37 protein-coding genes and 1 CRISPR repeat array are annotated in these 22940 nt (G+C 59.6%); of the genes, 8 read left to right on the top strand and 29 right to left on the bottom strand.

The window, feature by feature from the left end:
- Window positions 1–19 precede the first annotated feature (19 nt).
- The 27 genes from J3L12_RS14150 to J3L12_RS14020 all read right to left on the bottom strand — a co-directional run bounded on the left by J3L12_RS14150 (window position 20) and on the right by J3L12_RS14020 (window position 12524).
- The gene (locus tag J3L12_RS14150; RefSeq protein ID WP_208015704.1) at window positions 20–223 is read right to left on the bottom strand and encodes a hypothetical protein; all 204 of its coding nucleotides are present in this window, start codon (window positions 221–223) and stop codon (window positions 20–22) included.
- A gap of 10 nt (window positions 224–233) precedes the next feature.
- Window positions 234–368, bottom strand: coding sequence for a hypothetical protein (locus J3L12_RS16995; protein WP_279381141.1), 135 nt, complete (start codon window positions 366–368; stop codon window positions 234–236).
- Window positions 365–796 (bottom strand): hypothetical protein, encoded by a 432-nt coding sequence (locus tag J3L12_RS14145; RefSeq protein WP_208015703.1) that lies wholly within the window; start codon window positions 794–796, stop codon window positions 365–367. Before J3L12_RS14145 ends, J3L12_RS16995 begins: the two co-directional genes overlap by 4 nt.
- A gap of 1 nt (window position 797) precedes the next feature.
- On the bottom strand, window positions 798–1052 hold the full coding sequence (locus J3L12_RS14140) for a hypothetical protein (RefSeq protein ID WP_208015702.1): 255 nt from the start codon (window positions 1050–1052) through the stop codon (window positions 798–800).
- A gap of 15 nt (window positions 1053–1067) precedes the next feature.
- A complete protein-coding gene (locus J3L12_RS14135; RefSeq protein ID WP_208015701.1) occupies window positions 1068–1928 on the bottom strand; it encodes a hypothetical protein in 861 nt (286 codons plus the stop codon).
- On the bottom strand, window positions 1925–2146 hold the full coding sequence (locus J3L12_RS14130) for a hypothetical protein (protein WP_208015700.1): 222 nt from the start codon (window positions 2144–2146) through the stop codon (window positions 1925–1927). The genes J3L12_RS14135 and J3L12_RS14130 overlap by 4 nt, the downstream gene beginning before the upstream one ends.
- A 1-nt stretch (window position 2147) precedes the next feature.
- On the bottom strand, window positions 2148–2384 hold the full coding sequence (locus tag J3L12_RS14125; RefSeq protein ID WP_208015699.1) for a hypothetical protein: 237 nt from the start codon (window positions 2382–2384) through the stop codon (window positions 2148–2150).
- Between the two features lie 9 nt (window positions 2385–2393).
- Window positions 2394–3161 carry a hypothetical protein gene (locus J3L12_RS14120; RefSeq protein ID WP_208015698.1) on the bottom strand — a complete coding sequence of 256 codons (768 nt, stop codon included), beginning with the start codon at window positions 3159–3161 and terminating at the stop codon, window positions 2394–2396.
- A complete protein-coding gene (locus J3L12_RS14115; protein ID WP_208015697.1) occupies window positions 3161–3673 on the bottom strand; it encodes a hypothetical protein in 513 nt (170 codons plus the stop codon). The genes J3L12_RS14120 and J3L12_RS14115 overlap by 1 nt, the downstream gene beginning before the upstream one ends.
- Before the next feature lie 24 nt (window positions 3674–3697).
- Window positions 3698–4111, bottom strand: coding sequence for a hypothetical protein (locus tag J3L12_RS14110; RefSeq protein WP_208015696.1), 414 nt, complete (start codon window positions 4109–4111; stop codon window positions 3698–3700).
- Entirely contained in the window at window positions 4108–4845 is a 738-nt protein-coding gene (locus tag J3L12_RS14105; protein WP_208015695.1) for a hypothetical protein, read from the bottom strand. The genes J3L12_RS14110 and J3L12_RS14105 overlap by 4 nt, the downstream gene beginning before the upstream one ends.
- Window positions 4842–5075, bottom strand: coding sequence for a hypothetical protein (locus J3L12_RS14100; protein WP_208015694.1), 234 nt, complete (start codon window positions 5073–5075; stop codon window positions 4842–4844). Before J3L12_RS14100 ends, J3L12_RS14105 begins: the two co-directional genes overlap by 4 nt.
- A gap of 570 nt (window positions 5076–5645) precedes the next feature.
- Complete coding sequence (locus J3L12_RS14090) at window positions 5646–6251, bottom strand: hypothetical protein (protein WP_208015692.1); 606 nt, start codon at window positions 6249–6251, stop codon at window positions 5646–5648.
- Window positions 6252–6258: 7 nt separating this feature from the next.
- Window positions 6259–6702 carry a hypothetical protein gene (locus J3L12_RS14085; protein ID WP_208015691.1) on the bottom strand — a complete coding sequence of 148 codons (444 nt, stop codon included), beginning with the start codon at window positions 6700–6702 and terminating at the stop codon, window positions 6259–6261.
- Complete coding sequence (locus tag J3L12_RS14080) at window positions 6699–7049, bottom strand: hypothetical protein (protein ID WP_208015690.1); 351 nt, start codon at window positions 7047–7049, stop codon at window positions 6699–6701. Before J3L12_RS14080 ends, J3L12_RS14085 begins: the two co-directional genes overlap by 4 nt.
- Window positions 7049–7354 (bottom strand): hypothetical protein, encoded by a 306-nt coding sequence (locus J3L12_RS14075; protein ID WP_208015689.1) that lies wholly within the window; start codon window positions 7352–7354, stop codon window positions 7049–7051. Before J3L12_RS14075 ends, J3L12_RS14080 begins: the two co-directional genes overlap by 1 nt.
- 325 nt (window positions 7355–7679) lie before the next feature.
- Window positions 7680–8123, bottom strand: coding sequence for a hypothetical protein (locus J3L12_RS14070; protein WP_208015688.1), 444 nt, complete (start codon window positions 8121–8123; stop codon window positions 7680–7682).
- A 20-nt stretch (window positions 8124–8143) separates the two neighbouring features.
- On the bottom strand, window positions 8144–8629 hold the full coding sequence (locus J3L12_RS14065) for a hypothetical protein (protein WP_208015687.1): 486 nt from the start codon (window positions 8627–8629) through the stop codon (window positions 8144–8146).
- Window positions 8630–8773: 144 nt separating this feature from the next.
- The gene (locus J3L12_RS16795; protein WP_243455266.1) at window positions 8774–9226 is read right to left on the bottom strand and encodes a hypothetical protein; all 453 of its coding nucleotides are present in this window, start codon (window positions 9224–9226) and stop codon (window positions 8774–8776) included.
- A 275-nt stretch (window positions 9227–9501) separates the two neighbouring features.
- Window positions 9502–9966 carry a hypothetical protein gene (locus J3L12_RS14055; RefSeq protein ID WP_208015686.1) on the bottom strand — a complete coding sequence of 155 codons (465 nt, stop codon included), beginning with the start codon at window positions 9964–9966 and terminating at the stop codon, window positions 9502–9504.
- Complete coding sequence (locus J3L12_RS14050; RefSeq protein WP_208015685.1) at window positions 9967–10116, bottom strand: hypothetical protein; 150 nt, start codon at window positions 10114–10116, stop codon at window positions 9967–9969. It abuts the gene before it with no gap.
- The gene (locus J3L12_RS14045) at window positions 10113–10343 is read right to left on the bottom strand and encodes a hypothetical protein (protein WP_208015684.1); all 231 of its coding nucleotides are present in this window, start codon (window positions 10341–10343) and stop codon (window positions 10113–10115) included. Before J3L12_RS14045 ends, J3L12_RS14050 begins: the two co-directional genes overlap by 4 nt.
- Before the next feature lie 26 nt (window positions 10344–10369).
- The gene (locus tag J3L12_RS14040; protein ID WP_208015683.1) at window positions 10370–10564 is read right to left on the bottom strand and encodes a hypothetical protein; all 195 of its coding nucleotides are present in this window, start codon (window positions 10562–10564) and stop codon (window positions 10370–10372) included.
- A complete protein-coding gene (locus tag J3L12_RS14035) occupies window positions 10561–11511 on the bottom strand; it encodes a hypothetical protein (protein WP_208015682.1) in 951 nt (316 codons plus the stop codon). The genes J3L12_RS14040 and J3L12_RS14035 overlap by 4 nt, the downstream gene beginning before the upstream one ends.
- Before the next feature lie 352 nt (window positions 11512–11863).
- Window positions 11864–12139 (bottom strand): hypothetical protein, encoded by a 276-nt coding sequence (locus J3L12_RS14030; protein WP_208015681.1) that lies wholly within the window; start codon window positions 12137–12139, stop codon window positions 11864–11866.
- A gap of 78 nt (window positions 12140–12217) precedes the next feature.
- Window positions 12218–12364 (bottom strand): hypothetical protein, encoded by a 147-nt coding sequence (locus tag J3L12_RS14025; protein ID WP_208015680.1) that lies wholly within the window; start codon window positions 12362–12364, stop codon window positions 12218–12220.
- Window positions 12357–12524, bottom strand: coding sequence for a hypothetical protein (locus J3L12_RS14020; protein WP_208015679.1), 168 nt, complete (start codon window positions 12522–12524; stop codon window positions 12357–12359). The genes J3L12_RS14025 and J3L12_RS14020 overlap by 8 nt, the downstream gene beginning before the upstream one ends.
- Before the next feature lie 299 nt (window positions 12525–12823).
- Here J3L12_RS14020 and J3L12_RS14015 point away from each other — a divergent pair, with 299 nt between their 5' ends.
- The 5 genes from J3L12_RS14015 to meaB all read left to right on the top strand — a co-directional run bounded on the left by J3L12_RS14015 (window position 12824) and on the right by meaB (window position 16312).
- Entirely contained in the window at window positions 12824–13285 is a 462-nt protein-coding gene (locus J3L12_RS14015) for a hypothetical protein (protein WP_208015678.1), read from the top strand.
- A gap of 137 nt (window positions 13286–13422) precedes the next feature.
- Window positions 13423–13800 (top strand): RidA family protein, encoded by a 378-nt coding sequence (locus tag J3L12_RS14010; protein WP_208015677.1) that lies wholly within the window; start codon window positions 13423–13425, stop codon window positions 13798–13800.
- A gap of 8 nt (window positions 13801–13808) precedes the next feature.
- The gene (locus tag J3L12_RS14005; protein WP_208015676.1) at window positions 13809–14591 is read left to right on the top strand and encodes a universal stress protein; all 783 of its coding nucleotides are present in this window, start codon (window positions 13809–13811) and stop codon (window positions 14589–14591) included.
- A 50-nt stretch (window positions 14592–14641) separates the two neighbouring features.
- A complete protein-coding gene (locus J3L12_RS14000; RefSeq protein ID WP_208015675.1) occupies window positions 14642–15082 on the top strand; it encodes a RidA family protein in 441 nt (146 codons plus the stop codon).
- Window positions 15083–15382: 300 nt separating this feature from the next.
- Complete coding sequence (gene meaB, locus J3L12_RS13995) at window positions 15383–16312, top strand: methylmalonyl Co-A mutase-associated GTPase MeaB (protein WP_208015674.1); 930 nt, start codon at window positions 15383–15385, stop codon at window positions 16310–16312.
- Between the two features lie 132 nt (window positions 16313–16444).
- Here the strand turns inward: meaB and J3L12_RS13990 are convergent, their stop codons facing one another.
- The gene (locus J3L12_RS13990; protein WP_208015673.1) at window positions 16445–17611 is read right to left on the bottom strand and encodes an aminotransferase class I/II-fold pyridoxal phosphate-dependent enzyme; all 1167 of its coding nucleotides are present in this window, start codon (window positions 17609–17611) and stop codon (window positions 16445–16447) included.
- Window positions 17612–17721: 110 nt separating this feature from the next.
- On the opposite strand from J3L12_RS13990, the gene J3L12_RS13985 reads away from it, so the two are divergent.
- The 3 genes from J3L12_RS13985 (at window position 17722) to J3L12_RS13975 (ending at window position 19754) form a co-directional block, all read left to right on the top strand.
- On the top strand, window positions 17722–18498 hold the full coding sequence (locus J3L12_RS13985) for a TspO/MBR family protein (RefSeq protein WP_208015672.1): 777 nt from the start codon (window positions 17722–17724) through the stop codon (window positions 18496–18498).
- 300 nt (window positions 18499–18798) lie between these two features.
- Complete coding sequence (locus tag J3L12_RS13980) at window positions 18799–19566, top strand: hypothetical protein (protein ID WP_208015671.1); 768 nt, start codon at window positions 18799–18801, stop codon at window positions 19564–19566.
- Window positions 19554–19754 carry a hypothetical protein gene (locus J3L12_RS13975; RefSeq protein WP_208015670.1) on the top strand — a complete coding sequence of 67 codons (201 nt, stop codon included), beginning with the start codon at window positions 19554–19556 and terminating at the stop codon, window positions 19752–19754. The genes J3L12_RS13980 and J3L12_RS13975 overlap by 13 nt, the downstream gene beginning before the upstream one ends.
- 218 nt (window positions 19755–19972) lie before the next feature.
- On the opposite strand, the gene J3L12_RS13970 is transcribed toward J3L12_RS13975, so the two are convergent.
- Complete coding sequence (locus J3L12_RS13970) at window positions 19973–20143, bottom strand: hypothetical protein (RefSeq protein ID WP_208015669.1); 171 nt, start codon at window positions 20141–20143, stop codon at window positions 19973–19975.
- A gap of 20 nt (window positions 20144–20163) precedes the next feature.
- A CRISPR array of direct repeats spans window positions 20164–22822; the repeat unit is 29 nt; unit sequence CGGTTCATCCCCGCGTGTGTGGGGAATAC.
- Window positions 22823–22940 lie beyond the last annotated feature (118 nt).

The raw sequence follows: 22940 nt of genomic DNA, 5'->3' as shown, positions 1-22940 counted from the left end.
TCATTCAGGTTTGGAAACATCAGGGCCTCCCGATGCCGCGATCAATGCGGTCGAGTACTTCGACGACGCGCTCGAGCACCACCGCCTGTTTGGCCTGGGCAATGGATACCTGGTCAATCTTGCGGTTTTGCTCGGGCATCCAGATGATCAAGATGTAGGCTACCAGGGCCAGGGCGCCAATGCGCTCGAGCGCCTTTACCAGCAAGTCCAGGTAGCCTAGCATCTTCTTCTCCTCACTTTCCTCCACAACCGCACCCGCTTGGCTCGGTCTTGTTTCGGGATAGCAGTTTGCCTACCAGCACCAGGGCCGCCACAAAAACCGCTGCCCCGGCGGTGAAGGCAAACCCCTGTTTGAAGCTTTCGCTCATGGGTTCACCCCCTGTTGCTTCAGTTTGGCAAGGGCCGCTTCCACCAGCAGTCGCGCGTCGTTCGGACCAGCAATCCGGCTGGCCAGGTGCATGGCTTCGGCCAGCCGTTCAGCTTTGAGGGCCTCAATGGCTGCCGGTGGGGGTGTACTTTTGTATTCCTGGGTCATCTGCTGCAAATCGGCTTTGTATTTTTGGCCTGCTGCCAGCACCGCGTTTTCGGCTCGCTTGAGGCGCAGTTCCTCGATCCGGGCCAGGATGTACTGCTTGATGTTTTCCCGGAAGGGCCGCAGGAAGGGCACCAGCCGGAGCACGGTATCGGTCAGCCAGGCCACTAGCAGAGCCGGAATGGCCCCGTTGGCAAAGGTGAAGAGGGTGTCTACCGTGCTGTGAAGCACGGCTACAAGCAACGCTTGAAGGTCGAACGGCATGTTAGTTCTCCGGGGTGGGAATCGTCCACATGTTCAGCACTTCTTGTTCTTCAGGGGTGAGGGGAGCATCCACGCCGACCGGGATCGTGCGTTCGGTGTTTCGGTAGTCCTGGTATCCAGGCACCAGCTGGGGTGCACCGGCATTTCCTGCCGGCAACGGGTCGGGCTTGGTGGACTGGAAGTAGGTGTACCCCAGGTAGCCTGCGGCTCCCAGGAGCACACCGCCCAGAATCCAGAGAAGGGTTTTTTCGCTCATGTTCACTTCCTTTCGTCAGGCCACGGCGTAGGGCTGCACCGCGTTGTAGTTGCCGCTGGCCAGCAGTTGGCTGGCCCGCTCGTGGCCGGCATAGGCATTGGCTGCTTGGGGGGTGTAGTCCACCCCGTAGCGGGTTTTGAGTTCGCTTATCATGCCCCGGTACTGGATTTCGAGCTCGACTAGCTTGGCCTCGTGGGGCCGCTTTTGGTCTGCCTTCCACTGGGCCAGGCGCTGTTGCGCGTAGGGCCCGGCCTCGTCGGCCAGTACCCGGTAGGGGTTGCGGTCGGTCTGGTTGTTCCAGGCGCCCTTGAAGTAGCCGTTCAGCACGCTGGCTTTCTGGTCACAGCCGGGCCAGTTGTCATCCGGGCAGCGGCCCAGGCCCAGGAATCCCCGGCCTCCACAGTTGCTCCAAACCGCGTCGCGGCAGGCGTTTACCAGGCTCTGGTATCGGCCACTTTGGTAGGCGTTGTTGAAGTATTCCTGTTCAAATGTCTCCAGCGGCACGGGGTTACGCTCGATGGCGTCTATATCGGCCAGCTTGAGCATCTGGAGGTTTTCCACTGCCGCGATGCGGTCAATGAAGGCCCGGATTTCAGCCTGTCGCTGGCGTTCGGCTTCCAGGGCCTGCTGTCGCTGGATTTCGGCCAGCACATCTGCCGGGGTGGCGTTGGGGTTGATGGGTGGGGTGGGGTCGCTGGGAGAGGGCAGAGCTGGGCGCACTGCCTGCACTGGTGCAGTCAGGTTTGGCGGGGTGGGCCGGCCTTCGGCAATAATCGGCTGCTGCCCCCGGCGGTAGAGGTAATATCCTCCACCAGCTAGGGCAGCCAGCACGGCCACCGAACCCAGGGTAATAAACACGGTCTGACCGGTTGTCATACCACCACCGTCCCGTGGTACCGGAAGCTGTCGCCGGCTTCCAGGTGGTTCAGGTCAAGCCAGACCGGCTTGTAGCGCACCTGTGCATTGGTTACACCGGTCTGAACCGTGACCACCGGGCTTGGCTTGGCACTGCGGCGGCGGTGGAGGGCGTAGGCCCCGCCGGCCAGGGCCAGCACGGCCACGCCCCCGATCAACACCTTCTGCCCGGTCGTCATCTCATTTCCCCAAATACTTGAAGGCGATATAGCCCGCCGTGAGAATGCCCAGTCCGGCCACCCCGTACAGCAAGATGGTTTGCATTTTCTGAGCCTCGAGGCGGGCCAGCTCGGCCTGTTGCTTGAGCTGCTCCTGTTGCAGCCTGGCCTGGGCCTCGGCGGCCTCGGCCTGCTGCATCCGCAGGTCGCGGTTCACCAGCCCGTCCACAATGTTCACAATAGGGCCAACCAGATCCACGCGATCCTCCTATCCCTTTAGTTGCTGCTCGGCCAGGCGCGAAAGCATCGGGCCATCCAGCACCCGGATGGGGGTGTCAATCACCGGCAGGTTGAAGATGTTCTCGGCGTCGTTGCCCCAGTAAATCCGGCTGTTGGAGCGCACCCGGATGGCCAAAATGAACTCAGGGGCCAGAAATACATCTTTGGCCGTACCCAAGGTGGGCGCGGTCAGCCGGTTGGTTTGGTCAGCGCTGTGCAGCGAACGCAGGCTGGTGTTGAAAAACACCGCGCTGCTGCCGTCGCTGCCCATAGGCACCTCAGCGGCAATCTGAAGCTCGCCGTCGCCGGGCAGGTAGAAGACGCGGGCCTTGTTAGCTCCAGGCACAATCGAGAGTTGGAGGTTCACCACCCCGGTCTGCCAGTTGACCGAGACCACGTTGGTTTCGGTCCAGGTTGCACCGTTGTCATCCGACAGCTCGCCCTTGATGTCGAGGTGCTCGATGGTGGGGAAGCTGGGGTTTTGCCGCTGGCTCTGCACCAGCCGGATGCCCTGGGCACCCAGGTCAATGACCACGTTACCACCGGAAATGGTCAGGGCCCCTTGGGTTTCATATACCGCCTTGATGTAGGCCTGGAGGGGAGCGCCCTTACGCAACACCATGGCGATGTTACGGGGCACTTCCATCTTGGCCACGGTGGACATCAGGCCCAGCACCTGATTGCCAGGCTCAAAGCTCTGGGCCGTGAGGGCCCGGGTGCGAGGGGTGCCCACAATCTCGTAGGGCAGGCTGCTCATTAGCGCACCCCCGAGAACTCACCCGGCTTGCCCTCCAGCGTGCCGAACTCCACATAGCTCTTAGTCCAGTCCACCTGGTCGGGGCCCTGAACGCTGATGATGAACTTGTAGTCCTGCATCAGCACCAATCCAGGGCCCACGTTCAGGTCTACCTGACCGGCAATTTGGTCTACGTATTCGGCACTCTTTTGCTGGTTGAGGGTCACGTCCCGCCAGATGCTGAAGGGCAGGGTGCGGTAGCGCTTGGGCGCCTCCCAGCCAGGGCCCATCACCGAGATCTCGATTTTCGAGCTGCCACTGATGCGCTGGCCGCTGGTCTTGTTCAGGTCGAGCTTCAGGTCAAAGCCGGTGGTTTTGCCGCCCTTGCCCTGGAACTGGTTGGGGATGACGAACTCGGCCCCACGCGGCACCGTGAAGGTGAAGATGGGGGTGGGCACGTTGGCGGCCACCACGTTGGCGGTCAGCGCCACCAGGCTGCCAGATTCGCTGCTGATTACGGTTTTCTTTGCCATGCTTGTTTCCTCCTTGCTTATTGCTTACGGGTTGAGAGCTTGCACGTTGTCCTGAATGCCGTGGGCCAGTAGGGTACCGGCTGAGGCAATCAGGCCCATACGCACCCCTTCGGCGGCGGGGCTATCGCCCTTGACCAGGGCCAGCGAGCCCAGGGCCAGCAGGGCCAGCCCAAACCGCGCGGCTTGCCGGCGCAGGTTGAACATGCGGGATACCTCGGGCACCACGTCACGGGTAGGCCTGCCGGTCAGCGGGTCTACCTGGCGGAAGACCCCGTTTTCGGTTTCCCAGCCGAAGATGTCTCGATACTGGGTAAACAGGGCCTTCTGGCCCAGGGCGGTGCCCACGATGCCCACCGTGGCCCCCAGCGCAGCCACCTGGATGCGTGGGTTTTTGATGGTGCGAATGACTTCATTGCCGGTTTGCTTCAGATCACTCATGCTTGCCTCCAGGCCCCAATCTTTTCCAGGTAGCGGCTGCCATCGGGAGCTAGCCGTGCGACCACGCCGCGACCGGTGAGCCGGTCATACACTGCGTACTCGCCGGGTCGTTTGGTCTGGGGATTGGGGTATTTGAACGTGCCGGGGTCGGGGATTTCCGGCCAGGTCTGCATCACGCGCTCGCGCTGCCGCTGCTCACCCATGGGGAAGATAGCTATGCGGGTGGCCTGCTTGTAAGCAGCGGAATCTACTGTGTCGTCGCCGGTGCTGCCAAACACCGGCGTCACTTTGATAATGTCTACACCGTATTTGCGCCCTTCCGCCTCTACCCTCTTCATGCCGGGGGGCATGTTGTGCTTAGGCAGAAAGTTTTGCGCCTCGTCTACCGTGATACGCACCAGGCCGTAGCGGGTCTCGAACTGCCCCAGGCTCATGCAGGCTTGGCCCAAGCTGTTCATGAACTCGTACACCCCGTCGCCGGGCGCTACCTCGAAATGGATGGAGCGCTGGGCCCGGATCAAATCGGCTAGCTTGGCGGGGTCATAGCGCCGGGAAAGCTGTTCATGCCCCAGGTAGTAGCGGTGCGTGTAGAACTCAGAGAGCTGCCTCGAGGTGTTGATGCACACGTCAAACAGGCAGCGATTTTTACCGGCCCGGATAACCTCGTGCAAATAGGTGGTCTTGCCTGAGCCCGAGGCACCGGTGATGAACATGTTGAAGGCCTGGCGGCTCATAGCTCCCCCTTCCAGATGTAGCGTTCAACGAGTTGCATGATGTGCCAGGGCAGCATGTGCTCGCTTCCCACCCGGTCATGCCCTTTGAAGCGAATGTAGACCTGGCCGGGCCCGAAGGGCTCGATGGTGCCCCCCAGTTGGTCAAAAATCTGACGGGCCCTTGCCACCCGCTTGGCATGGTTCTCGAGCATGGCGGTGGTGATGTTCTGGGTAGTTGAGGTTGCCGTCATGTGTGCCTCCATGCCGGGGGTTCTTGCATCCTGTTTGCGGCAAAAAAGGCCATTGGATCGGTGAAGTATTCCTTCACTGCCATTAAGTCACCACCCGGCCAGAAACCCCAGTCAGTGGTACCGTCAGATCGGCGCGGAGGACGCTTTACCAGGATGTCAAAGTGCAGATGGGCCAACATGCTGTTGTTGTAGCCTTTACCTACTGTCCCGATTCGCTGGCCAGCTCCTACCAGCTGTCCAACCGTGACTAGCACATCGCGTAGGTGCATGTAGCGTGCAAAATAGGTGCCATGTTGGATAACAACGCCGTTGCCCCAGGCTTTGCCTGGAAGAAGACCCGCAAACACTACTGTGCCCGCTTCAACGGCGTGCACTGGTTGACCTAGATCGGCATCACCGCCTGCGGGGTGGTTAAGGTCAATGCCAGTGTGCCAGTGACCCGGTGGTACTAACCAACGCCCTCCCGCACCCTTGACGCCAAGGAAGTAGTTGGGATCCAGGTATCTCACATCAGGTCGTGAGCGGCGAGGATTTATCGGGTAGTACATAAAGCGGCTCGACACAGGGGGACTAGCTGGCTTCTTTCGCAAAGCTGGATAGGAAATCGTCAACAAGCCGAGGCCCACCAGGCCCAGCATTAGCAGGAGGGGTGGGAGTGCTGAGGTTTTCCGGTTTGAACTCGACGCCTGGGATGGTAGCGCCCGCAAGGTCGCCGGGCGGTAGCTGTCGGTCGGCTTGGACATAGGCACCTTTGGTCATGAAGGCCACCCCACCCAGCACGGCCAGGCCCGCAAAGAAGCGCACCGCCGGTGGGAGGTTTTGCATACCCTGGCCGCCCATGGCGGCAAAGGCCCCAGGGAAGTCCAGGATTTCGTTTAGCAAGAAGATGATCAGCTCGTTTTGCTCGATGTCCCGAACGAACTGTTCGCGCACCGCCGGCGAAAGGTCAAAGCCCATCAAGAAGGCAGTGATGCGGGCCAGTTTGGGGGTAATCTCGGGGTTTGCTTTGGGTACGGGTTTGGGGTTGGTAGTTTCTGGCCCGTCGCCGGCTATGGCATCTTCCAGCGACATCTGCCGGGCGTCCTCGATGCTTTGGAGGAACTCGGGGTCAAACTCGGGCTGAAGCATCTCTCCAGCGCCGGTTTGGGTTTCATGGGTCAGGGTATCGGGTTCCATACGTCTCCTACCGGGTGGGGATGTGAAATGCGGGAGCAGGGCTAACAGATGCCTGTGGTGCCGGCATAGCCGGGCCCTGGGCTGGTTTGGTTTTGGCCAGGGCCAGCCCACCTGCGCCGGTGGCCAAGGCAGCCCCCAGCATCATGAACAGGCCATCCAGCGAGCCAGAGCCTTTCTGGGGTTCGGGTCTGGCCTGGTCGGGTTGTACTAGCGTTTTGGCAGGTTCTGAAGGTTTGGGTCTGGGCTCAACCCTGGGTACGATGGGGTTTTGTTCAATCAGGCTGAGCGTAAACGGGTCGAGCCCTTCAAAACGGGTGGCGGCGATAGGCTCCGCCACCCGAGAAACTTCCCGGTTGGCCTCAATGACTGCCGGTTGGGAAGCAAGGGGTTTGTTAGGGGTAACCAGCCCGTCCAGGGAAAGGTCTATGCGGCCTTGGGCGTTGCGCTTCATTTCACCTTCACCGCTCCTTCCGGGTTAGAGAGGGCTGATGTGGTTTCCTTTAGGGAGTTGGCGGCATCACGCCCTGCGGCTCTGAGCTGGGCCACCAAAAAGACACTTGCAAAGGTGATAGCCGCAACACCCAGCACGCTCACCGGTTGATTCACAAAGTCGCGTACCGTGCTGCCGCTTGTAGGCCGGCTATCAGGTGGCAGGGAAGTATTGGTTATTGGGTGTGCGGGTTGGCCCGGCTGGGGAGCCGGGGGCCTAAACACATCCAAGTTGATGCCGAAATAAGGCGCCGCGAACTTGGCCACCAGGGCGGCGGCGATCCACTGCATAACCACAACAGGTGCCATTAGACCTTCCTCACGGTGGCCCAAAAGTATAAAGCGCCTTTTTCAAACCACTTCCGGGTACGGAAGACGCGCTTGCTGTTGGACACTACAAAGTTGGTGCGTTGCAACGTAACTTTGTAGCCATTGCGTGAAAGAGTGCGCTCGATTAGGGGTATCACCGCCGTATCCCACAGGCCAAAGCTGTTGGCCAACCGTTCCAGCAACTTGCTGGTTAGCTGGTTTTGCGCGGTAAGTTTGAACAGGCGTTCGCCCTCACCAATGTTTTCGTTTTGACCGATGCGAACTAGTCGCTGGTTCAACGACATGGCCCCCACGCTAGAGCCTGGGGGCTTGAAAATCTAAGGCGATTTGTGGGTGCAGGTTGCTTACACAAGTTGCAAATACAGTTCGGTCGGTATTCAGTCCTGAAGCGAGTTTGATGCTTTTGTAACCCACGACCGCTTGCCCCGGTTAGGTTCTGACCAAAATGCTACCGTGCTGGCAATCCAGTGAAGGCCTTGGCCAACACCCAGCTGGGTGAATATTCAGATTGTGCTGTGCTGAACGTAAAATAGACAAATCTGCAATACGCACAGTTTTGACCGGTTGTGGGTTAACTACAACAGGAAGTTTTATGCTAAAAAAATACGGTCATGGATTGAAGCAAAAACTGTACTGTCTGCGCTCCAGAGACTCGCGGCCTGGGCCAAAGCGGTAGATCAACGCTTCGTAGCAGCCACCGTTGAGCATCCAGCGGGGTATGGTGATCCAGAAAAGCTTTCCGTCATACTCTGCAAACTTTACCTGGGGATCATAGCACCAGATTTGATTGGTATATGCGAAAGGTTGGCCCACATCGCGCCCTCGAGTTGGAATAATCTCGAGTCGCTCTACTGCGTAGCCGGGCACTCTTTGCCAGGGTACTCCAATACGGTATGTGTTATTTGATGGTTCAATCAGCACACGTCCTGGGTAGGGATGGGCTTTTACTATAGGTATCGAACTTAAGGTTACCTCGAACTTTTCGCACAGAGTGTACCCTTGCGCGGTTGCAATGCCCAGCAAAAACAATGTAGTGGCCAGCATTTTTTTCATTGACTCGACCTCCGTTCAACTTATAAAAAACCCCTCTGGCTTTGAATGGCTTTCCACAGGTAGCCCTCCAGTTCTTCCATTTCGCGGTCTACTCCATCCAGGTCTATGATCTCGCCCGATTCGGTGGTGAGGCGCAGAACGGTGTTGCCAGGGGGAACCATCATGAGCATAGCTGCCACCCCCAGGGCCGCTATGATAACGGCTCCTGGGATTCTAAGGTCTAGGCCGAACATGTTAGATAGAGGATCAACGTTGTAGTATGCAGCCGATAAAAAAAATGCGGCGATGACATACCAGTACTGAAGCTTTCCAGGAATAATCCTAATGCCTATGGTGCAGACCTTACCAAGATCCACACGGTACAGGTGTAACTCCCCACTCTTGGTTTTAGAAATTAGAAACAGCCAACCATCATCAATCTGCGCTTGGACAAGCTGTTTTCCAAACTGAAACATGTAAGGCAAATAACCGCCACTAGATGGTTTATAAGCAGGCTGCGATGCCACGTAATACCCTCCTCGAGCCCATCATGCCAATAAATCAAGCGGCTGCTTGCCAAAAATAACCAACCTGCACCTGCAACCTGCTTGTGCAAGTAACGTTAGCGGTTCGGTCAAACCATCATGCCGTGCAACGTTTTGACTGAGTTGCTATTTTGATTCAGCTTCCTGGGTCAGATAACTTTTGGCTTGCTCCAAGAGCGCTTTTAGCTGTTCCGGGGTGGTGTCTGGAGTGATCCGCTTACTCAGCTGGTCGAGTAGGTCTACGGTGAGTTGTATTCCTACTCGCCCTTGCGACTCGAGCCAGACCTCGAGCTTGCCTATAGCGGCATAGCTGACCCCAGGGCAAAACTCCAGCCGCTTGAATCCGTATCGACTGCCGAACTGGGCCAGTGCGTAGAGGGTGGGGAACTCGTGGGCCAGGTATTCGGCGGCCTCACGGGAGCCGGTGATGACCTCGAGTATTTGCCGGTGCTCGATCTCAGCGGGGCTTAGTGATTGACGCTTGGCGCAGGCCCGCAGGCCCAGGCGGTGGGCAAGGGAGCGGTCATATGCGGCTTTTTGGCGGGTGCGGGAGATAGGTGTAGCTTCAACAGTTTCCAAAAGTCAACCTCCACAAACAAAGTTGACCACAGTGTAATAAAAACTACCCGAAATGTGGTGGTAAATGAACAAAATTACACCAGACGTTACGCCTGGTGATTATTTTGGTAACGTTCAGCGTTTAGGCCGGTTACCTCGAGGGCTTCTGGGCCCTTTCATGGGCTTGTTGGGCTCCACCGGGCCCTCTCCCACCCCGAGGGGAATATAAACGCTATCCAGGTACTCAGAGGCCTGCTCATGAGAGGCAAACCGTTCCCGAAGCTGATTCGGGTCAGTTATGGTTTTCCGCGATTTCTTTGCCTGTACCATCGCTTTTCCTGCTCCTCTGCATTATACGCCGAAACCCCAACGCTGGGAGCCTCTTGTCCAAACTGGGGGTGGTCTACGAAAACTTGGATCAGCCGCGAGCCTTGAATCATGCCGACGTATTGGTACCGGGCGTATTTTTTGCCTCGAACAACCACATACCTGACCAGCTGCCTAAAACTTTTTGAACTGCGAATAACCTGGTCTACATCGTCTATGAAAATATCCCGCCGGGTAATCTTCTCAAGAATGGCATCTTTCCAGTGAGGGGAGTATAGACTCCAGCGATCATCCGAACGCAGGTAGAGGAAGCCTTCGGCTTGCAGGCTTGCCAGCTCCGCACTCATTTCGTTTGTAGAAACCTGCAATCGCTTGGCCAGGGTGTCCAGGTCTAATGGGCCATCCAGCAAAAGCTGTTCGATGTAGTAGCGCATTCACCGCCTCAACGCTGCCAGCGCAATGGCTATCCACAGGGCAATGGCTATAGCAGCCACCGTGAGCAGCACCGTTTGCAACCACTGGTGTTCAGGAAAAATAGACAGTAACACGATAATGAAAAGCCAGAGTAAACCCAAAACGATCATGATTTTCCCTTCCTTCCGTATTGCAGCAGTGCTTCAGGGTGCTTGGCCTTGAACTCCTGCCAACGCTTCCAGACGGTCTGCCGGGAGCAGGTATGCCCTTGCTCGCGTACAATGCGCCAGGCCGCCCAGGTGCTGTAGCCAGCCAAGTACAGACTCTCAAGGATGGGGTACAGCACCACCTGGTGGCGAAGCCGGGTGCCGGGTTTGCGTCCTTTTCTGTTGCCCATAAATCCCTCGCTTGCTAAAAGGCGTTTTAATCAAGCGTTTCGTGAGGCTCGAGCTGCTCCAGTAAAGCCACCAGCCGACGAGCGTTGGATAGGGCCAACCGGTAGCCGCTGCGAATGCGGTGGCGGGTACTCGTGTGGGGCTTTAGACCAACGTACAGACGCAAGCCAATGCGTATTTGGCCAATCATGTACCAGGCTTGCTTGAGTTGTTCGCGGGTCATGCTCGCCTCCCGAGGTAGGCCACCCGCCGGACTGGGGCTAGCCGGAGCATGTCCAGCAGTCCCGACTCTTCCATCAAGTGCCGGGTGTAGGCGGCGGGGTTGTCTAATCGTCCACGCTCTCGGGCATCCATCCCTCGTCGGATTTGCTCGTACAGACGGGCAAAAATGCTTTGACCCACATCAGCCAGCCGGCGAGCTTGCCAGAGTATCCAGGCCCAGCCCCCAAATCGCCGGGGGTCATCCCCCAGGGCTACCAAGATGGCCTTGGCCGCCCGCTCCACCACCTCGCCCACCTCTTTGCGGGACGCAAACTCCACTTCAAACAGTGTTTCTACCGTGCTGGACGGGTTTTCGACATACAGATTATTCTCGGGTTGAATAGATGTGGAGGGGATAGCCCAATTAAGGAGACCTGCATCAGATCTTAACTGTCCACTTTCTTTTGTATGTCGAATCACCGTGTAGGACAGCTTTCCGTTGGCTTTGTCCTGCTCCAGGTTGCGGAAGGTGTGCTTCATGTCGCTCCAGACCAGCTTGGCTTTATGGGTGGGATCCAGACTGATGAACCAGACCGTCCCGGTGTGGCAGGTGCGGTTCCAGGCGGTGACTTTTTGTGGGCGATAGACCACTAGGCCAGCCTCAACCAGCGGGCGTAGCCAGTTCTTGATGGTGTGGCGGTGGGCCCAGAAGTCCAAGGCAACCTGCTCGAGGGGTGCATGGATGGTAACCTGCTTGGGCAACGTGGAAAGGCGTTTATGACCTACCCAGAGCAGGGCAGCCTCGAGGAGGTGCTTGTAAAGCTCATAGGGTTGTTTGCCCAGCTTGTGGATACGTCTTGCCTCGCCGGCTATCTGGTTGAGGTAGTAATGAAAATCTTTGCGGGCTTTGGGTGGATTATGCAGGTAGTCCTGTTTCAGCTGGGTATAAGAGGGGGAGGTGGGGATCATTTGCGCCCACCCCCTTTATGTGCCCCAGTGTCTACCCCCAGGGCTCTCGCTCGAGGGCCCTCAGCGGGGTTTACAGAGCCTCGTTTTTTGCGTGCTGGACGCGGTTTATTTTTTATAGCCGCAACTTCAGATGTAAAGTGAATTCCCTTGATTGGAGCATAGGCCAAGGGCGAGAGATCAACGGTCAAGCCCAACTTCCGGGCAAAGTTGAGTGCAGCATCTAGCATGTGATCGCCCGGCACACGATGAAATTGACCGTTAACAGTACCTTTCCAGGCCCGACGCTCGTTGTCGTATGCGGCGTCGGAAACACCCACAAGGCGAAGCTGGCTACGAATAAACTGCTTCGGGGTCATTGTGGGGCCTCCACGCTCAGCTCTGGCAGCGTCACGCCTAAAAGTTCGGCCAGGTCGAGTAGGGCCTCGAGGGGACTTTCGCCAGTGCCCCAGACATCGGCAAACTGGGGTGCCTTGCTGGTTGAAGTGCAAAGCCAGATGATGGAGCCTTGGTGGCGCTTGCGAATCAGGGCCAGGAATTTCACCCCTGGGTGCTGGGTGCAGTAACGCACACGTATAAGCAGTTCGCGGAAAAGCTCGTCTTGCTGGGCGTAGGGTGAGCGTTCAGTCATGACGGCCTCCCAGCAATCCCTAGCACGCGCTCCAAACCCAGGCCCTTGAGAAGACCAGTCACGTAATCCGGTGTGAGGCTATGCATGGCTAACCTCCCGCCGGCTGGCTTGAAGGGAAACCTCAAGGCGCTCGGTGAGCAGAAACAACTCGAGCACCTGCAACCGCGACCGGTACACCGCGAGCTGGGCCAACCAGATCTGGTAGGCCAGTTCGGCCTTATCCATGGCGCACCCCCTTCCAGGTGCGAAACATGGCCCTTACCCAGCGGGCAGCATCCTGAAGCATGGCGGCGCGGGCTTCAGCCAGGTCTTTGCGGGCCTGGCTAAAAGCGCCTAGACGTGCCTCAAGGGTGGTGGTGTCGGAAGTCAGGAGAGCTTCCTGCACAGCTTGCCAGCACCGGTGAACACGGTCAGCGGCCTCGAGGTAGTTCTGAGTTGTGTTGGGTTTTAGGGGTTGAACAGGTTGGGGGGTTGAGTTGCTTTCTGTGTTGCCCATATGGCGATTCGCTTTCTAGAAAGCGTCCGCCCTTTTACCTGGCCTCCTGGGTTTGCTTGGAATCTACACACCCCGGCTTTTTTGAGAAAATCATGAAAACAGTCCCAAAAGGTTTATAAGCTGTATATGAGGGCAAGCTTCACTTGCGACCACAGCCAAGTTCTAGCATGATAGGCCAAAGGATGCCTATGCACACTTCGGATGCAGCGCCAAGCGCCAATATCAAAGGTCTACTGCGCTACGTGGCCGGTTTGCTGAACCGGTGCCCTCACTGGGTTGCCTCGCTAACCCCCGACCAGAGCTATGCCCTGGCCCAGTCGCCTACCGGGGTGCGTTATCTGTTCCACGCAGAAGCCCAGGCCCCCGCCCACCCAGACGCCCTGCAAACTGTACTGACTGCCCAGCAAACCCATCGCGCCGGGGGGGTTATCCTCATTGCCCTCAACGGACAATACCGCCCGTGGTTTCGGGAGCTTGCCAGAGCCCAGGGCATACACCTGTGGACACTGGAGGAAGTGGATTATCTGATCATGGCTGCCGACCTCGAGTCCAACGCTCCTCTGGCCTACCTGGGCCTGGAGGTCAGGCCGCCCAAAACCACCCTCGTCCAGGAGCCCGTCCCGGCCCGCCAGGCCACCCAGGGTTTCTGAACGGGTGCTGGTTTGTACAGCTTGCGCTTATCAAGCAGCCTTTGAAGGGCCCAAAGCTGAAGGCAAAGTTCCCGCCAAATTGGGCACCTGGTTCTCGAGCTATCAGCCATTGAGCGGGCTTGGTATAAGCTGTGGGTATGAGCCAGAAACCAGTCCAGACCGAACACGCTCCCAAAGCCATCGGCCCTTACAGCCAAGCCATCGTGGCAGGCGGCATGGTGTTTTGCTCCGGCCAGATTCCCCTGACCCCGGCAGGCGAGCTGGTTGCGGGCGATGTGGAGGCCCAGACCCATCAGGTGATGAAGAACCTGGGGGCGGTGCTCGAGGCCGCCGGTAGCTCCTATGACAAAGTGGTACAGACCACCTGCTACCTGGCCGACATGAACGATTTCCCGGTGTTCAACAAGGTTTATGCCGAGTACGTGCGCGAACCCTTCCCGGCCCGCGCCACCGTCCAGGTAGCCCGTCTGCCCCGCGATGTGAAGGTAGAGGTGGCCTGCATCGCCCTGCTGTAGCGTCCAATATGAAAATCCTCCACCCCACCGATTTTTCCCCGGCTTCGCAGAAAGCCCTGAAGCTGGCGCAGATGCTGCGCGACCTGACCGGGGGCTCGCTCACCATCCTGCATGCGGCCGAACCCCGCTACGCCAGCGCCGCCCACTTTTTCGACACCCAGACCGAAAAAATCTTTGACGAGGCCGAGCAAGCCTGGTCGGTGCTCATGGCCCGGCAGTTGGAAGCCCTGGACGCCGGGGCCCAGACCATCCTCGAGTCGCGCAAACCCATTCCGGTAATCCTCCGCCACGCCGCCGACCACGACCTGGTGGTGATGGGCACCCACGGCGAGGACAGCCTGGCCGACCGGCTGCTGGGCACCACCACCGAGCGGGTGGTGGCCCAGAGCCCCCGTCCGGTGGCAGCCGTACCTGGCGAGGCTGAAATACGGGGACTCGCCCACCTGGTGGTGGGGTATGGCCCCACCCCCGGCGCCGAGCGGGTGCTGCGGCTGGCCCACCAGATCGCCGAGGCCGGCGGCGGCAAAATTACCGTGCTACACGTGGGGGATGCCCACGAACTCGAGCCGCTCAACCAGGCCATCCGCACCTGGCCGCTGGCCCTGGAAGGCCGCCTCGAGGCCAAGGTGCTCTCAACCGGCCAGTCGCCAGCGGCTGCCCTGCTGGGCTTCGCCCACGAGCACCAGGCCGATGCCCTGTTTGTGGGGCGTAGCCGGGCCGGGGGCTTCTTTGGTTCGGTAACCCGCTGGATTCTGAACCATGCCCAGGTTCCGGTCTTTGTGCAGCCCTGAGCGCAGGTCAGGCAAGGGCCTGGCTACCGCGATTCCTTGAAGGAGTTCCGATGAAAATTGAGCAGCGCCTGGAACAGCTCGGCATCGTGCTACCCGAGGTCAAGCCCCCCATGTTCAGCTTTGTGCCCTGGGTGAAAAGCGGCCACCTGGTCTTCGTTTCGGGCCAGGTCTCGAGCCTCAAGGGCAAGCTGGGCCGCGAGGTCAGCACCGAGCAGGGCTACCACGCCGCCCGCGAGGTTGCCATTCGCCTGCTGGCGGTGCTGAAGGACGCGGTGGGCGACCTGGACAGGGTCAGCCGGGTGGTCAAGCTACTGGGCATGGTCAACTCCATGCCCGACTTCGAGGAGCAGCCCAAGGTCATCAACGGCGCCTCGGACTTGCTGCTCGAGGTGTTTGGCGAGCGGGGCAAGCACGCCCGCTCGGCGGTGGGCATGGCCCAGTTGCCCTTCAACAGCAGCGTGGAGATCGAGGGGATTTTTGAGGTCATGTAGGGCTTGAGGCCGAAAGCCCAAAGCACCTTGACCCTGATACATGAGCTGCGGTTCCCTCGAGAATTCTCCATGCACTTCGCCCAGCCGACTTACCCCTAGCATTGTAGGCGAAGCGTGCGCCCAACCCTTTCATCACCACCGTGTCAGATTCCTCATCGGTCAGGCCTGGAAATGACACCGTGACTTCTACAGCAGAGAAGCGCCTGCAAAGAATGGCCGCACGTTCTGAACCGAGGGCTTTACAGTCCCGATTCGCCAGCGCATGGCAAAAAACCCGCCGAACCGCGATACACTGACTCCATGAACCTCTACGAGCGTTTTCTAGCCCAGGACATGCGGGCTTTGGCACGGGCCATCACCCTGGTGGAGTCGGGCTATCCCGAAGGGCAGGCCCTGCTGCGGCAATTGCGCGGGCGCGGCCATGCCAGGGTGGTGGGCCTCACCGGCAGCCCTGGGGCGGGCAAAAGCACCCTTACCGACCGGCTGATTGAGGAGGCCCGCAAGCGAGACGAGCGGGTGGCGGTGCTGGCCGTAGACCCCAGCAGCCCCTTTACCGGGGGGGCCATTCTGGGCGACCGCATCCGCATGATGCGCCATCATCAGGACAAAAAAGTCTACATTCGTTCCCTGGCCAGCCGGGGGGCTCTGGGGGGGCTGGCAGGCGCTACGGTGGCCACCCTGGCCCTGCTGGAAGCCTTTGGCTTTGACCGCATCTTCGTGGAGACGGTGGGGGTGGGGCAGAGCGAAGTGGACATTGCCCGTGTGGCCGATACTACCGTGCTCGTTCTGACCCCTGCTGCGGGCGATGCTGTGCAGGCCTTCAAGGCTGGGGTGATGGAGATTGCCGATGTGTTCGTGGTCAACAAGTTCGACCTGCCGGGGGGGGAGCGCATTGTGCAGGAGCTCAAAACCACCCTCGAGCTGGCCGCCCCGCGCCCCGCAGGCTGGAAGCCGCCCGTCCTGACCGCCGTAGCCCCCAAAGCCGAAGGCGTTCCCGAGGTTTTCGAAGTGCTGGAGAAGCATTATCAGCACTTAAGCGAGCACCACCTGCTCGAGGCCGACCGGCTCGAGCGGGCCCGCTTTGAAATCGAGAGTGTGATCCAGGAGTGGGGCCGCCGCAAGACCCGCGAAGGCCACGACCTGATTGCCAGGGTAGCCCACGGCGACCTCACCCCCGAGGAAGCCGCCTTGCAACTGCTGGGGGTACGCGAGGGCCTGCGGGCTGGGTAGTTGTCATAGAGAGGCATTTCCAACCCCCTCATCCGGCGAAACCCCAGATGCAGTAAGTGACCTCTCCTCTCCTCAACTACTGGCGGGGTCTCGCCACCTTCTCCCGCAAGGGGAGAAGGAAAGGGGTTCAGGCTAGTTTCGTATTATTTGGCGAACAAAGGCCCCTATCTTCTCGGCACTCTGGCGCAGCACTGCCTCGGGCTGTACCAGCGCAAAACGCACATAGCCTACCCCGCCCGGCCCAAAGGCCCGCCCCGGCGAGAGCGCCACGCCGGTCTGGGCGACGAGCTGCTTGGCAAATTGCAGATCGTCCAGGGCCAGGCCGTCAGGCAGCCGCGCCCAGAGGTACATGCCGGCCTCGGGCAGCGCAACCGGCCAGCCCTGCTCGGCCAGCGCCGCTGCCATCGCGCTGCGCCGACGGGCCCAGGTCTGGGCATCGGCCTGCAAACGCGCCTGGGGGATGTTCAGCGCGGCCATGCCCATGCGCTGGATGCCCAGGTACTGGTTGAAGTCGATGGGGGCCTTGAGGGCTTCCAGGCTCCCGATGGCCTCGGCGTTGCCCAGGGCAAAGCCCAGCCGGAACCCGGCCAGGTGGTAGCTCTTGGAAAAGCTAAAAAGCTCCACCACCCGCTCCCGGCCCCCCGGCAGGGCCAGGGGGGAAGGGGTGGGTGCCAGGGCCTGGTCGAGGTAGGGGTTGTCGTGGATGAGCAGCAGGTCGTAGTGCTGGCAGAACTTTAGCGCCTCCGCAAAAAAATCCTCGGAGGCCAGGGCGGCGGTGGGGTTGTTGGGGTAGTTGAGCAGCACGGCCCTGGCCCGCCGGGCCACCGCCTCCGGCACCGCCCACAGGTCGGGCAGCAGGTCGGGGCCCAGGGGCATCAGGTGGGCCTCGAGGCCCGCGACTCTGGCTGCCCCGAAATAGGAGGGATAGGCCACATCGCACATCAGCAAAACGTCGCCGGGGTCGGCAATGGCCATGAGCAGGTGGGCCAGCCCCTCCTGGGAGCCCACTAGGCTCAGGGCCTCCCGCCTGGGCTCGAGCGGCACGCCGTAGCGCCGGTAGTACCACTCGGTAGCGGCCTCGAGGAAGGGCAGGGTGCCGGACTTGAGGCAGTAGCCGTAGGTGGCGGGGTCGTCTATCGCCTGTTTGAGGGCTTGCAGGGCTTCGGGCGGTGGTGGCAGGTCGGAGGCCCCAATCGAGAGGTCTACTACCTCCAGGCCCCGGGCGCGGGCCTCGGCCTTGGCGGCGTCCATCTCCAGGAAAACCCCTCCACCCTGGGGGGTGCGGCGGGAGCGAAACATACCGGGCTCTACCATACCGCAAGATGGAAACCTGTCGCTGGCGTTCGGTTTTGTGGCCGATGTTTCGCTGCGCTCCATACTGCATCGGCCAAACCGAGTAGGGTAATGACATGCAAAAATCGGTCTCTTCCCCTGCACCTTCCGCTGCACCCCTCCTGCAGTGGCTGGTGGTGCTGGCCATCCTTGCCACCATTGCGGTCAATGCGCTGGCCAACATTCTGCCCATTGCGGGTCGGCAGACGGGGGAGATTTCCGATAGCTTCCCCAGCTTCTTTACCCCAGCAGGCTATGTGTTTGCCATCTGGGGGGTGATTTACCTGGCCCTGCTGGCCTATGCGGTCTACCAGGCCTTGCCCGCCCAGCGAGACAACCCCCGGCTGGTTGCCACCCGTGGGCTGTTCGTGCTGTCCTGCGGGTTCAATGTAGCCTGGCTGTTGTGCTGGCACTACTTGCTGATTGTGCCCAGCATGGCCATGATGATCGGCCTGCTGATCACCCTGGTGCTGCTGTATGTGCGGTTGGGGGTGGGGCAGTTTGCCGCTTCGGCTGCCGAAAGCTGGCTGGCTCGAGTTCCCTTCAGCATCTACCTGGGCTGGATCACCGTGGCCACCGTTGCCAATGCCGTCACGACGCTGATCGAACTGGACTGGAATGGTTGGGGTATCTCCGGGCAGGTGTGGGCTTTGCTGCTGGTGCTGGTGGCGGCGGGTATCGGGGTGGTTTTTGCCCGGGGCCGCCGCGATGTGCCCTTCAACCTGGTGTTGCTGTGGGCTTTTGGGGGCATCTGGGTAGCCCATGCCAGCGAGCCAGTGGTGGTGTATGGGGTAGTGGCCGGGTTGCTAATGGTTTTGGCGGGGCTTGGGGTGGCCTTTTCTCGACGCTCGTAGCGGTCCAACAAAGGGGCTTTTCTCAGCCCCCCAGTTTTGGTTTGGTATATTGCACGTTTGAGTTGTCTGTTGCTCGAGGACAGCATTTCTTGCAAGCGCTGGCTCACCGCCCGTAACAACTGGGTCAGGGTTGCTAAATAAGTCAGCCGGTTCGACCACCGCCGCATGGACGGGGTGACGGTGCCCCTCGAGCAGCCCTTCACCACCCCGGCGGGCTCGAGGCTAATGTACCCCGGCGACCGCAGCCTGGGCGCGCTGGCAGGGGAGGTGGTGAACTGCCGGTGTACGGTGGTGGGGGTTATGCAAGAAAACGAAAGCGCATCTGCTTCACGCGACAGCTTTGATGTTCCTGCGCCGTCTGCCCAGCCCCGAAGCCAAACTTGGATGCCAACAGGTTCCCCTTGGCGGAACTTTCTCCGCTTACCCCGCAAAGGGCTTCTGGGGCTTGATTACGAGGTCTTTAAGCTGGTCGAGGAGGCTGCTGCCATCGCCTCGAGGGTTCACGGCCTTCAGGGATTGCCTCGGGTACCGGTGGTGCAACGGCTACTTGATGCCGATGAACTCGCCCGCTACACCCCGGATCCCAAAACGGGAGACCCGGCATACATTGGGATTGAATCGGGGAAGACCACCCTGCTGGCAATTCTCGAGGAATTTGGCCATATGATTGATCACCAGGCTTTCTACAAAAACCAATACGCAAGTTTGAAAGCCTCGATGGGCGAAGGCCCGCTAGCTCGTTGGTGGAGTGTAATCAACCAAACTACTGCAATACAAGATCTTAGGTCATTGCGGCGAGCGTTTTACACCTACGACGTCGAGGGACAGAAACCGGTGGATCGAAGTTTCGTAGCCTACCTGCTTCGCCCTGACGAAATCTTTGCTCGCAGCTACCGCCAATTTATTGCGGTTTACTCCGGGGATCGTCGGTTACTCCAAGCGGTTGGTTCACGGCAGAACAAACCGGGTTTTGAAATCGGATATACTGTGCAGTGGACAGATGATGAGTTTGAAGCAATCGCGCTCGAACTCGAGCAAGTCTTCAGGAGGCTGGGATGGCTAAGGTAACCGAAAGGAAGCGCGAAAAGCAGGCAGTCGCAGCCCGCCGCCTGAAGCGCTTCCGCAGCATGGGCATCGAGGAGACCGAGGCCCGCATTTACGCTGGCTTGGGGAGCGGTGAATACCGGAGCTCCTCCAAAGGCCCGCGCAAGTTCGAGCCACCTACGCCGGAAGAACTGGCCACATACGAAGATTGATTGTGCTATAATCTAGTTAGACATCCCCCTTGGGGAACGCCGCAAGGCACCTCGAGGGGGATTTTTCTCTGCACCGCAGCACCCAACCCAGCACACGCCGCGCCCTGCTGCAACTCCGGCAGGTGCGCCCTGGCGTGGTGGTGGTGCGGGCCAGCAACGACACAGTGGTAGACGAGTACGGAACCACTATCACGGTCGAGGCCCTCATGCGCGACTGGCTACCCGGTTTCTGGACTCACCGCACCATCAGCCTGCAACACAACCTGCCCGAGCTGCGCGGCATCCGGGGCAAGCCGTTTGTCGGACTGGCCCGCCGGGTGGACTTTACGCCGCAGCTCGATGTGCTCGACCCGGAGCCCCGGGCTTTGGAGAATACCCCACCGGCTCACCAGCACCCATCGCGCAGTTCCGGTTCATCCCCGCGTGTGTGGGGAATACGTGGAGCGGCTCACGATGACATAGGCCGTCGGCGGTTCATCCCCGCGTGTGTGGGGAATACGTTGAACCTGTACCTCAACCAGCACGGTTGGAGCGGTTCATCCCCGCGTGTGTGGGGAATACCAACTCTATCAGTCCAGCACGCCCTATTGGGTCGGTTCATCCCCGCGTGTGTGGGGAATACAATCCGCTTGAGTCGTAGCTCAAGAACGGCGTCGGTTCATCCCCGCGTGTGTGGGGAATACTGTCGCATCTGAGCGCCGTAGGAATCTCCGGCCGGTTCATCCCCGCGTGTGTGGGGAATACAACGTCAAAAAACTGGATGGGCTTTATTGCAACTGGTTCATCCCCGCGTGTGTGGGGAATACGCCGCCGGAACAGGTGGAGCTTCTGCCAGCGCTGGTTCATCCCCGCGTGTGTGGGGAATACGTGTGGGGGTGAGTCGAGCAACGCCGACTGCTCCGGTTCATCCCCGCGTGTGTGGGGAATACCAGGTCTAGGTTCTAAAATGCTTGGTGCAGTGCGGTTCATCCCCGCGTGTGTGGGGAATACGACTGGTCTTGCTGAATCAGCACGGCCAGCTCGGTTCATCCCCGCGTGTGTGGGGAATACGATGCCAACTTATAACTCAGAGATAAAGGCACCGGTTCATCCCCGCGTGTGTGGGGAATACTGGACTGATGGACGTGTACGGGTGCGAGGTTCCGGTTCATCCCCGCGTGTGTGGGGAATACCGGCGATGTCCAGCCTCTTGAGAGCGTAAGCGCGGTTCATCCCCGCGTGTGTGGGGAATACGTGCCCCATCCCACCCTGGGTAATGCCCGACGCGGTTCATCCCCGCGTGTGTGGGGAATACGGTTTATATGCCACTTTTCGACTAACTGTCCCCGGTTCATCCCCGCGTGTGTGGGGAATACGTTGTTCCAGGATGTGGGGCGGGGTATTGTGGTCGGTTCATCCCCGCGTGTGTGGGGAATACGCCTATGCCAACTTCTTTGCCAAGCGGGCCGACGGTTCATCCCCGCGTGTATGGGGAATACGCCAGCCTCTGAACCTGAACAATCGCTTGTAGCGGTTCATCCCCGCGTGTGTGGGGAATACCGAATCAGGGCATCCAGGTCATGGATGGCGGCCGGTTCATCCCCGCGTGTGTGGGGAATACAAAACTGAGACTACCCCGCCAACGGCGTCCGGCGGTTCATCCCCGCGTGTGTGGGGAATACGTGTCCTTTCCCTCTTTGCCATAACCATTCCTCCGGTTCATCCCCGCGTGTGTGGGGAATACTTGTGCTGGAGGTGTACAACACCAACCCGCATCGGTTCATCCCCGCGTGTGTGGGGAATACGCGCTGCGCTCGCCCAGGGCCTGTTCGATCTCCGGTTCATCCCCGCGTGTGTGGGGAATACCACCAGGAAATCGCCGAAGGTGTAGGGGTCGGCGGTTCATCCCCGCGTGTGTGGGGAATACGTGCTCGATATTTTCAACTACCTCGAACACGACGGTTCATCCCCGCGTGTGTGGGGAATACGTGGGCGCTTTTCCTGGCCCTGAACAGCACACTCGGTTCATCCCCGCGTGTGTGGGGAATACGCGGGAACCGGCATGGTCTCGTACTGGTAGACCGGTTCATCCCCGCGTGTGTGGGGAATACGAAATCATCGCCCGTGTCATTCCGATTGAGCGCGGTTCATCCCCGCGTGTGTGGGGAATACTCGAGCGCCTTCAGCGGGACGCGCAGGGCTGCCGGTTCATCCCCGCGTGTGTGGGGAATACGAGCCGACTCACCCCCACGCGCATAGGGGAAACGGTTCATCCCCGCGTGTGTGGGGAATACGCCTGATATTCCTCATAGGTCATGGCTATCTCCGGTTCATCCCCGCGTGTGTGGGGAATACGTGGCCCATCATCCACTGGCTGGCCCCCGAGACGGTTCATCCCCGCGTGTGTGGGGAATACTCGTTTACTACCAACCAGGTGTGCCGACATGTCGGTTCATCCCCGCGTGTGTGGGGAATACCTGTTGAAGTTGAGGCTGCTGTTTTGTTGGGCGGTTCATCCCCGCGTGTGTGGGGAATACGGAAACTAGTATCTTGCAAAATGACAGACTATCGGTTCATCCCCGCGTGTGTGGGGAATACGTGACCTCTTCATGGGTCTTGCGAGTCTCGTACGGTTCATCCCCGCGTGTGTGGGGAATACGTACGCACCCCTGGCTCGGCCACCGCAGTGCAGCGGTTCATCCCCGCGTGTGTGGGGAATACATGGTTAGTGAGTTTTTACGTGCTGGATTAGTCGGTTCATCCCCGCGTGTGTGGGGAATACGCCCTAAGCGAGCGAGGTTTTGCGCCAATTCCTCGGTTCATCCCCGCGTGTGTGGGGAATACCGCTTTCGGCGCGCTGTCCGCCACCAGGTATACGGTTCATCCCCGCGTGTGTGGGGAATACACAGTTGAAGTCCCAGGAGGTAACGATGAACTCGGTTCATCCCCGCGTGTGTGGGGAATACGCCATGGTTTGGCTGCGCAGTCCCAAAACTACGCGGTTCATCCCCGCGTGTGTGGGGAATACGTTTTCGTTGCTCAGCAAAACCAGTTTTGCGACGGTTCATCCCCGCGTGTGTCAGGCTTTTATCACAACCCTCGGATTAGCTTGAGTAGAGGATAGGGATTAGCCGAGAACTTTCTAACCGAGCGCAACACCGGCCACTTTTTGAGGTGCAAGAGGCTCAGGATTACATCTCGTAAGTA

Origin of the sequence: Meiothermus sp. CFH 77666 (assembly GCF_017497985.1) — a bacterium.
Lineage (GTDB): Bacteria > Deinococcota > Deinococci > Deinococcales > Thermaceae > Meiothermus.
This window is presented reverse-complemented; position numbering and strand designations above follow the sequence as displayed.